This window comes from Cellulomonas pasadenensis, from assembly GCF_047229365.1.
Classification (GTDB): Bacteria; Actinomycetota; Actinomycetes; order Actinomycetales; family Cellulomonadaceae; genus Cellulomonas.
On record NZ_JBFTEP010000147.1, the window covers coordinates 1 to 8,496 of the forward strand.

Genomic DNA, 8,496 nt, shown 5'->3' on the forward strand with positions numbered 1-8,496 from the left:
CCCGTGGCGGCCGACGCCGCCGCACCCGCCGGGCCGGCCCCGGCGGGGCGCTCCCGCGCCGAGGGGATCGCGCGGTCGACGACGCTCGTCGGGCTCGTCATCCTGCTCGCCGGCGTCGTGACGCGCGGTCTCGCCGCGGGACGCTGGCCGACGGCCAACATGTACGAGTTCGCGGTCGTCGGCGTGCTCGTCGCCGTCGCCGTCCTGGTGGTCGTGCAGCGCCGCCGGACCATCGCGTTCCTCGGCGTGCTCGTGATGGGCATCGCGGTGCTCGGCCTCGCGCTGGCGCTCCTCGTGTTCCACGTGCAGGCCGACGAGGTGCAGCCGGCGCTGCAGAGCTACTGGCTCGTCCTGCACGTCGGCGTGGCCATCCTCGCGACCGGCGTGTTCACCGTCGCGTTCGGCACGGCCGTGCTCCAGGTCCTGCGGGACGCGCGGGCGACCGGCCGCTCGCACCTGACGACGCCGTGGCGCGGCGGCGACGGCCTGCGCCGGTGGCTCGCGCCGCTCGCCGTCACCGGGCCGCGGTTCGCGTGGCTCGAGCAGGTGCCCGACGCGCGCCGGCTCGAGGCGCTGTCGTTCCGCCTCAACGCCGTGGCGTTCGTGCTCTGGACGTTCACCCTCATCGGCGGCGCCATCTGGGCGGAGCACGCGTGGGGCCGCTACTGGGGCTGGGACCCCAAGGAGGTCGGCACGTTCGTCGCGTGGGTCGTCTACGCCGCCTACCTGCACGCCCGCACGACGCGCGGCTGGAGCGGGCGCCGCGCCGCCTACTTCGTCTACGTCGGGTACGCGGTCGTGCTGGCGAACTTCACGGTCATCAACCTGCTGGTCGACGGCAAGCACTCGTACTCGGGGCTCTGACGGCCCGGACGCCGCACGTGGCTGCACGGCTGCCCCGCGCGCGGGGCCCGCGACGTCACGTGGGCGTGGGGTCGCCTCCCGCGGCGTCGTCGGCCTCGGCCCCGTCCGCGGGCCCGCCGGACTCGCGCTCACGACGGCGGCGCTCCTGGTCCAGCCGGCGGAGGAACTCCGGGTCGTCGTCCGGGGCGACGGGACGCGTGGGTCGGCGCCGGGCGGGGCCGGCGCCGTCGCCGCCGCGTCGCAGCACCAGCCAGGTGACGGGCCCGACGAGCGGCACGAGGACGACGAGGGCGAGCCACAGGGGTGTGGGCAGGCCGCGGCGCGTGCGCTCGTCGCTGCGCAGCACGTCGATCACGCAGTAGATCGCCAGCGCGAGGGCCACGAGGTAGGGCAGGTACCTGAGCACCCGTTCAGCGTAGACGCGGTCCGGCGCGACGCCGTCCCGAGCGCGGGACGGGCGAGCCGCGAGGGTCCTGCGCGGGCGGGACCCGTGCCCCGACGGCGCCCGCGGCGACCTACGCTGGTGGTGTGCCCGTCCTCGTCTACTCCGTGCTGCGTCTCGCCCTGTTCGCCGTCACCACCGCGGTCCTGTGGTGGGCGGGCATGCGGTCGTGGCTGGCGCCGCTGCTCGCCGCGTTCCTGGCGTGGGGGCTGTCGTACGTGCTGCTGGCGGGCCCGCGGGACGCCGCGGCGCTGCACCTGGCGCAGCGGGCGGAGCAGCGCCGGGCCGGGCGGGCGACGGGTCGCGCGGCCGACGACGCGGCGGCCGAGGACGCCGTCGTCGAGGCGGCCGACGCGGACCCCGGGACCGACGGCACCGGCACAGCGGCGCGTCGCGACCCGGCCTGAGCCGCCGGGACCGCCGGCGCCGGGACGTCAGACCGCGAGACCCAGCCCGAGCAGCACGCCGAGCCCCAGCTCGAGCGCACCCGTGCCGCCGAGCACGGGCACGAGCGCCCGCCCCCGCGCCCCGAGCAGGACGACCACGGCCAGCACGATCGCGGGCGCGAGCAGGACCAGCGAGACGATGGCCCACCCGTTCGCCAGCGCGCACACCCCGGCGAGCAGCACGGGCAGGACGACGAGCACGGCGTAGACGCGGCGCGCACGGTGCTCGCCGAGCCGCACGGCGAGCGTCCGCTTGCCGACGAGTGCGTCCGTCGGCACGTCGCGCAGGTTGTTGGCCATGAGCAGCGCGCAGGCGAGGAGCCCGATCGCGACGGCTCCCACCCAGGCCGGCCACGACAGGCGGCCGGCCTGCGTGTACGTCGTGCCGAGCGTGGCGACGAGGCCGAAGAACACGAACACCCCGACCTCGCCGAGCCCGCGGTAGCCGTAGGGGCTGCGCCCGCCGGTGTACGTCCACGCCGCGACGACGGCGAGCGCGCCGACGGCGAGCATCCACCACTCGCCGGTGAGCGCGACGAGCCACGTGCCGAGCACGGCGGCGACGCCGAACGCGGCGAACGCGGCGGCGCGCACCTGCCCCGGCCGGGCCGCGCCGGACGCGGTCAGACGCATCGGACCCACGCGGTCCACGTCGGTGCCGCGGACGCCGTCGGAGTAGTCGTTGGCGTAGTTGACGCCCACCTGCAGGGCGAGCGCGACGCCCGCCGCCAGGAGCGCGCGGCCGATCCGGGCGTCGCCGAGCTGGGCGGCCGCGCCCGTGCCGACGAGCACGGGGGCGACCGCGGCGGGCAGCGTGCGCGGACGTGCGCCGGCGATCCAGTCGGACGTCGTGGCCATCGTGCTCCTGCGGGTGCGCGGGCCGGCGGCCCGGGTGGACGGGGAGGGGGACGACGTCGTCGTCAGGACGCGCCGGGGCGCGGCGGGTGCTGCGTCATGAGCGCGGTCGCGGTGCGGGCGACCGCGCGCCGGTCGGGCTTGCCGGGGCCGCGCAGCGGGAGCGCCTCGACGACGAGCACCTGCCGCGGCGCGCTGGCGGGGCCGAGCGCGGCGGCCACCGACGACCGCAGCTCCGTGAGCGACGGCTGCGCGCCGCCCTCGGTGACGACGACGGCGACGACCGACTGCCCCCAGTGCTGGTCCGGCACCCCGACCACGCACACCTCGCGCACGAGAGGGTGCGCGGCGACGACCGTCTCGACGGCGAGCGGGTCCACCTTGACGCCGCCGGTGACGAGCACGTCGTCGAGCCGGCCGAGCACGTGCAGGAGACCCCGGTCGAACCGTCCCCGGTCGGCGGTGCGCAGCCAGCGGCGCCCGCCGACGTCGACGAACGTCGTCGCGTCGAGGTCGGGCCGGCCGAGGTAGCCGGCCGCGAGCACCGGCCCCGTGAGGGACACGCGCTGCTCGGCGTCGACGGCGATCTCGACGCCGTCGAGCGGCCGGCCGTCGTACACGCAGCCGCCGCACGTCTCGGTCATGCCGTAGGTCGTGACGACGCGGACGCCGGCCTCGCGGGCGCGGGCGAGCAGCGTGGGGGAGGACGCCGCACCGCCCACGAGCACGGCGTCGAGCGAGCGGGCCGCCGCGGTGGCGTCGGGGTCCTCGAGCACGCGCAGCAGCTGCGTCGGCACGAGCGACGTGCGGTGCGGCCCCTCGGTGGCGCGCAGGCGGGCGACGGCGTCGGTGAACAGCGCCGGGCGGAACGGCCCGTCGGCGATCGTGGTCAGCTCCCGGCCGGCGAGGAGGGACCGGACGACGACCTGCAGGCCCGCGACGTGGTGCACGGGCAGCGCGAGCAGCCACGACCCGCGGCCGCCGAGGCGGGCGGCGGTGGCGTCCGCGGACGCGCGCAGGGCGTCGGCGGTGAGCATGACGTCCCGCGGGCGGCCGGTCGACCCGGACGTCCGCACCACGACCGCGACGCCGTCCGGGACGCGCGCGGCGCCTCCGGTGCCCGCGCCCACGGGGTCGTGCGGGTCGAGCGCGCGGACCGCGGGGCCGTCGCCGGCGAGGGCCGCGGGCAGCGATGCCTGGAGGGACCCCGCGTGCGCGGGGACGTCGCGCAGCGGTCGGTCCACGCGCCCAGCCTAGGCCGGGGTGGCTCCCCGGTCCCGCGTGCCGTCGGGCGTAGGGTGTCGCGCGGTCCCGGCGCACCCGCCCGGACGGCCCCGGGGCGCGGCGCCCGGACGTCGTGGCGGGGGCCCGCGGGGGGACCGGGACGACGCGGCGCGGGGCCGCCCGAGGATCGGAGCACGCATGGCACGCACGACGGCGACGGCACCGGCCCGCACGGCTCGGACCGGCGCGGCGAGGACCGCACGGTCGCGCGCGGCGGCCCTCCTCGCGGTGGGCGTGTCGCTCGCGGTCGCGGCGTGCGGGAGCCCGGCGACCACGACGCCGGACCCCGTCGTGGAGACGGAGCGTCCCGTGATCGCGCCCGCCAAGGCCCCGGTGCCCGCGCCCGAGGTGCCGCCCACGTGGCCCCTCACGGGCGTCGCGGGAGCGCCGGACGCGCGCCCCGCGCTCGCCGTGAAGATCGAGAACACCGCGGTCGCCCGGCCCCAGTCGGGCCTCGAGCAGGCCGACGTCGTCTGGGAGACGGTCGTCGAGTTCGAGGTGTCGCGGCTCATCGCCGTCTACCACTCGCAGGTGCCGGACGAGGTGGGGCCGATCCGCTCGGTGCGGCCGATGGACCCGCTGGTGCTCGCGCCGACGGCCGGCATGCTCGTCTACTCGGGCGGGCAGCCGGGCATCCTCGACCTCGTCGCCGACTCGGGCCTGCAGACGGTCTCGCACGACGCGGGCGCGCCGGGCCTGTACCGCGTGCGCGGCCGGTCCGCGCCGCACAACGTCTACGGCAGCCCGGCCACGTGGTGGGGCATCGCCGAGCCGGGGCGTACGGCACCGGCCGAGCAGTTCGCGTTCGCCCGCCGGCCGGAGCAGGCGGCCGCGGTCGCCGCGGGCACGCCGGCCACGCGGCTCGCCTTCCGCCTGTCGGGTCAGTCGAACCCGTCGTGGACGTGGGACGAGGGCACGGGCACGTGGCTGCGGTACGAGGGCTCCGCGCCCGCGAACGCCGCGACGGGTGCGCAGCTGTCGGCCGTCAACGTCGTCGCCGTCACGGCCCCGCACCCGAACTCGCCGTTCGGCGCGCAGGGCGGCGCGCCGGTGCCGACCTACGAGCTCGTGGGCGAGGGCGACGCGGTCGTCGCCACGGGCGGGCGGTCCGTGGCCGTGCGCTGGCGCAAGGACGCCGCGGACCAGCCGCTGCGGCTGTTCCACGCGGACGGCTCCGAGGCGCGCCTCGCACCGGGGAACACGTGGGTCGAGCTCGTGCCCGCCGGCACCGGGTCGTTCACGGTCTCCTGACGTCCGCGCCGCCCGCGGTGGTCCGGGTCGGCGCCCCGACCGGCGGCAGACCCCGGGCGGACGACCGGTCCGCGGCGTGGTCCTCCGGGAGGACGGCGGGACACCCGGGGACCCACCCCGCGTGCGCCCGGACGAGACCTCGGGACGACGCGTGCGGGCCCCGGCCCGGCGGACGCTGGGTCCATGGCCACCACCGCCCCGCACCGCTTCCCGTCCCCCCGTCCCGCGCCCCGCCTCGCGCCGCGCGACCGCCGCCCGGGCCCGTCCGCCCGGGACTCCCACGACGTGCGCTCCGCCGTCGCGGTCGTCCTCGCCGGGCTCGTGCTCGTCGCGCTGCTCGTCGGCGGGGGCGCCGTCCTGGCGACGCTCGTCGACCTCGCGTCCTGGGCCTCCGAGGGCTGACCCGCCCCCCGACAACGGTTCCGCGCGGCGTCCGCCGCCTCTCAGTAGGCGTACGGGAACCCGGACCAGTCCGGGTCGCGCCGCTGCAGGAACGCGTCGCGCCCCTCGACGGCCTCGTCGGTCATGTACGCCAGCCGCGTCGCCTCGCCGGCGAAGACCTGCTGGCCCGCGAGCCCGTCGTCCGCCAGGTTGAACGCGAACTTGAGCATCCGGATCGCCTGCGGCGACTTCGTCGCGACGACCCGGGCGTACTCCAGCCCCGCCTCCTCGATCCGCGCGTGGTCGACGACGTCGTTCACGGCGCCCCACGCGTACGCCTGCTCGGCGGAGTACTCCCGTGCGAGGAAGAAGATCTCCCGCGCCCGCTTCTGCCCCACCTGCCGCGCGAGCAGCGCGGACCCGTACCCGCCGTCGAACGAGCCGACGTTCGCGTCGGTCTGCATGAACCGCGCGTGCTCGCGGCTCGCGATGGTGAGGTCCGCGACGACGTGCAGCGAGTGCCCGCCGCCCGCGGCCCAGCCGTTCACGAGCGCGACGACGACCTTCGGCATGGTCCGCACGAGCCGCTGCACCTCCAGGACGTGCAGCCGGCCCGCGCGCGCCGGGTCGATGGCCTCGGCGGTCTCGCCCTCGGCGTACCGGTAGCCGTCGCGCCCGCGGATGCGCTGGTCGCCGCCGGAGCAGAACGACCAGACGCCGTCCTTGGGGCTGGGGCCGTTGCCGGTGAGCAGGACGGTGCCCACGTCGGACGTCGTGCGCGCGTGCTCGAGCACGGCGTACAGCTCGTCGACCGTGTGCGGGCGGAACGCGTTGCGCACCTCGGGCCGGTCGAACGCGACGCGGACCACGGGCAGGTCCCGCGCGGTCGCACCGGCGGCGGCCTCGGCCGGGGTGGGGCGCGCGTGGCCGCGGTGGTAGGTGATGTCGGTGAGGTGCTCGAACCCCTCGACGGTGCGCCAGCGCGCGGGGTCGAAGGTGTCGGAGACGCGTGCCGGCAGGGGTGCCGGGGAGGCCGGTGCGGTCACCCGGCCACCCTAGCCGCGCGGCGCCGCACGTCCGGCGGCGGTCCCGGCGGCCACCTAGCCTGGGCGGATGCCGACGGGTCCCGACGACGTGCGCGTGTGGTCCGTCCCGCTGCGCACCCGCTTCCGCGGCCTCGTCCGCCGCGACGGGGTGCTGCTGCGCGGCGACGCGGGGTGGGCGGAGTTCAGCCCGTTCTGGGACTACGACGACGCCGCGGCCGTGCGCTGGTGGCGCGCGGCGCGCGAGGCCGCGGACGAGGGCTGGCCCGCGGCGGTGCGCACGCACGTGCCGGTCAACGTGACCGTCCCCGCGGTCGGGCCCGAGCACGCGCACCGGATCGTCACGGGCTCGCGCGGCTGCCGCACCGCCAAGGTCAAGGTCGCCGAGCCGGGGCAGGACCCGCGCGAGGACGAGGCGCGGCTCGAGGCCGTGCGCGACGCCCTCGGCCCGGACGGCGCGATCCGCGTGGACGCCAACACGGCCTGGGACGTCGACACCGCGGCCGCGCGGCTCGCCGCGCTCGACCGCGCAGCCGGCGGCCTGCAGTACGCCGAGCAGCCCGTGCCGGGCGTCGACGACCTCGCGGCGCTGCGCCGGCGCACGCACGTGCCGATCGCCGCCGACGAGGCCGTGCGCCGCTCCGACGACCCGCTCGCGGTCGCGCGCCGGCACGCCGCCGACGTCGTCGTGCTCAAGGTGCAGCCGCTCGGCGGGGTGCGCGCGTGCCTGCGGCTGGCCGAGCAGCTGGGCCTGCCGGTCGTCGTGTCGTCGGCGCTGGAGACGTCCGTGGGGCTGGCGGCGGGCCTCGCGCTCGCGGCCGCGCTGCCGGAGCTGCCCTACGCGTGCGGGCTCGCGACCGCCCAGCTGCTGGCGGCCGACCTCGTCGACGACCCGCTGCTGCCGCGCGACGGAGCGATCGAGGTCCGCCGCCCCGCGCCGGCGCCGCACCTCGTCGCCGCGGCCGCCGCCGACCTCGGCCTGACGGCCCGCTGGGAGGGCCGCCTCGCCGCCGTCCGGGCCGCGCGGTGACGGGTCCGCGGGTCGGCGGCACCGCTCCGCACCGGGCGCAGGCGTGAGCGGGGCTGGGGCATGATGACGGCCGTGACGCCCGGCCCCGACGACGCCCCCCGCACCGCCCCACGCCCGGGGCCGCCGTCGGCGGAGGCGGCGCGCGTCCTCGTGCAGGCGCTCGCGGCCCTCGGCGTGCGGGACGTCGTGCTGGCGCCCGGGTCACGCAGCGCCCCCCTCGCGTACGCGCTCGCGGACGCCGCCCGCCCCGACGAGGAGCGGCCGTCCGGCGCCCCGGCGCTGCGCCTGCACGTGCGCATCGACGAGCGCGACGCCGGCTTCCTCGCGCTCGGGCTCGCGAAGGCGTCGGGCCACCCCGCCCGCGCCGGCGAGCCCGTGCCGGCGGGCCCCCGGCCCGTCGCGGTGGTGACGACGTCGGGCACCGCCGTCGCGAACCTGCACCCCGCCGTGCTCGAGGCGCACCACGCCGGCCTCCCGCTGGTCCTGCTCACGGCCGACCGCCCGCACGAGCTGCGGGGCACCGGCGCCAACCAGACGACCGAGCAGGCCCGCCTGTTCGGCGAGGCCGTGCGCCTCGCCGTCGACGTGCCGGCGCCGACGGGCCGCCCGGGCGAGGACCGCGACCTGCGCCGGGTCGTCTCGCGCGCCGTGGCGGCCGCCACCGGGGCGCGCTCCGGCGACCCCGGTCCGGTGCACCTCGACCTCGCCTACCGCGACCCGCTGGTGCCCGACGACGCGCCGTGGCCCGTGCCCGCCGAGGCCGGGCTGTCGCACGTCGCGGCCCGGCACGTGCCCGCGGAGCCGGCGGACCTCGTCACCGGCGTCCTGCCCGTCGTGGCGGCCGCCGAGCCCGCCGACCCGTCCGGGCGGCCCGCGCGCCGCGCCCGCGGACCCGTGCCG

The 8,496-nt window shown here is 78.6% G+C and carries 10 protein-coding genes; 6 read left to right on the forward strand and 4 right to left on the reverse strand.

All coding sequences use genetic code 11. From position 1 onward, the window contains the following. The coding region (gene ccsB, locus AB6N23_RS15745; protein ID WP_412866941.1) for a c-type cytochrome biogenesis protein CcsB at positions 1-864 on the forward strand (864 nt) is incomplete at its 5' end. 55 nt (positions 865-919) lie between these two features. Here the strand turns inward: ccsB and AB6N23_RS15750 are convergent. Beyond that, positions 920-1,270: a PLDc N-terminal domain-containing protein gene (locus AB6N23_RS15750; protein WP_412866942.1), complete on the reverse strand. Its 351-nt coding sequence runs from the start codon at positions 1,268-1,270 to the stop codon at positions 920-922. A gap of 122 nt (positions 1,271-1,392) precedes the next feature. Here AB6N23_RS15750 and AB6N23_RS15755 point away from each other — a divergent pair, with 122 nt between their 5' ends. Then, positions 1,393-1,713: a DUF4229 domain-containing protein gene (locus tag AB6N23_RS15755; RefSeq protein WP_412866943.1), complete on the forward strand. Its 321-nt coding sequence runs from the start codon at positions 1,393-1,395 to the stop codon at positions 1,711-1,713. Between the two features lie 27 nt (positions 1,714-1,740). Here the strand turns inward: AB6N23_RS15755 and AB6N23_RS15760 are convergent, their stop codons facing one another. Both AB6N23_RS15760 and menE read right to left on the reverse strand, forming a co-directional pair. Beyond that, on the reverse strand, positions 1,741-2,610 hold the full coding sequence (locus AB6N23_RS15760) for a 1,4-dihydroxy-2-naphthoate polyprenyltransferase (protein WP_412866944.1): 870 nt from the start codon (positions 2,608-2,610) through the stop codon (positions 1,741-1,743). 62 nt (positions 2,611-2,672) lie between these two features. Continuing rightward, entirely contained in the window at positions 2,673-3,851 is a 1,179-nt protein-coding gene (menE, locus tag AB6N23_RS15765) for an o-succinylbenzoate--CoA ligase (RefSeq protein WP_412866945.1), read from the reverse strand. 178 nt (positions 3,852-4,029) lie between these two features. Between menE and AB6N23_RS15770 the strand changes: the two genes are divergently transcribed. Together AB6N23_RS15770 and AB6N23_RS15775 are read left to right on the forward strand one after the other, a co-directional pair. Next, positions 4,030-5,142, forward strand: coding sequence for a DUF3048 domain-containing protein (locus AB6N23_RS15770; protein WP_412866946.1), 1,113 nt, complete (start codon positions 4,030-4,032; stop codon positions 5,140-5,142). Between the two features lie 183 nt (positions 5,143-5,325). Beyond that, a complete protein-coding gene (locus tag AB6N23_RS15775) occupies positions 5,326-5,544 on the forward strand; it encodes a hypothetical protein (RefSeq protein ID WP_412866947.1) in 219 nt (72 codons plus the stop codon). A 41-nt stretch (positions 5,545-5,585) separates the two neighbouring features. On the opposite strand, the gene AB6N23_RS15780 is transcribed toward AB6N23_RS15775, so the two are convergent. Further along, positions 5,586-6,569 carry a 1,4-dihydroxy-2-naphthoyl-CoA synthase gene (locus AB6N23_RS15780; RefSeq protein ID WP_412866948.1) on the reverse strand — a complete coding sequence of 328 codons (984 nt, stop codon included), beginning with the start codon at positions 6,567-6,569 and terminating at the stop codon, positions 5,586-5,588. Positions 6,570-6,636: 67 nt separating this feature from the next. On the opposite strand from AB6N23_RS15780, the gene AB6N23_RS15785 reads away from it, so the two are divergent. Continuing rightward, positions 6,637-7,596, forward strand: a complete 960-nt coding sequence (locus tag AB6N23_RS15785) for an o-succinylbenzoate synthase (RefSeq protein WP_412866949.1) — start codon at positions 6,637-6,639, stop codon at positions 7,594-7,596. 63 nt (positions 7,597-7,659) lie between these two features. After that, positions 7,660-8,496: thiamine pyrophosphate-binding protein (locus AB6N23_RS15790; RefSeq protein ID WP_412866950.1), on the forward strand; the 837-nt coding region annotated here is incomplete at its 3' end.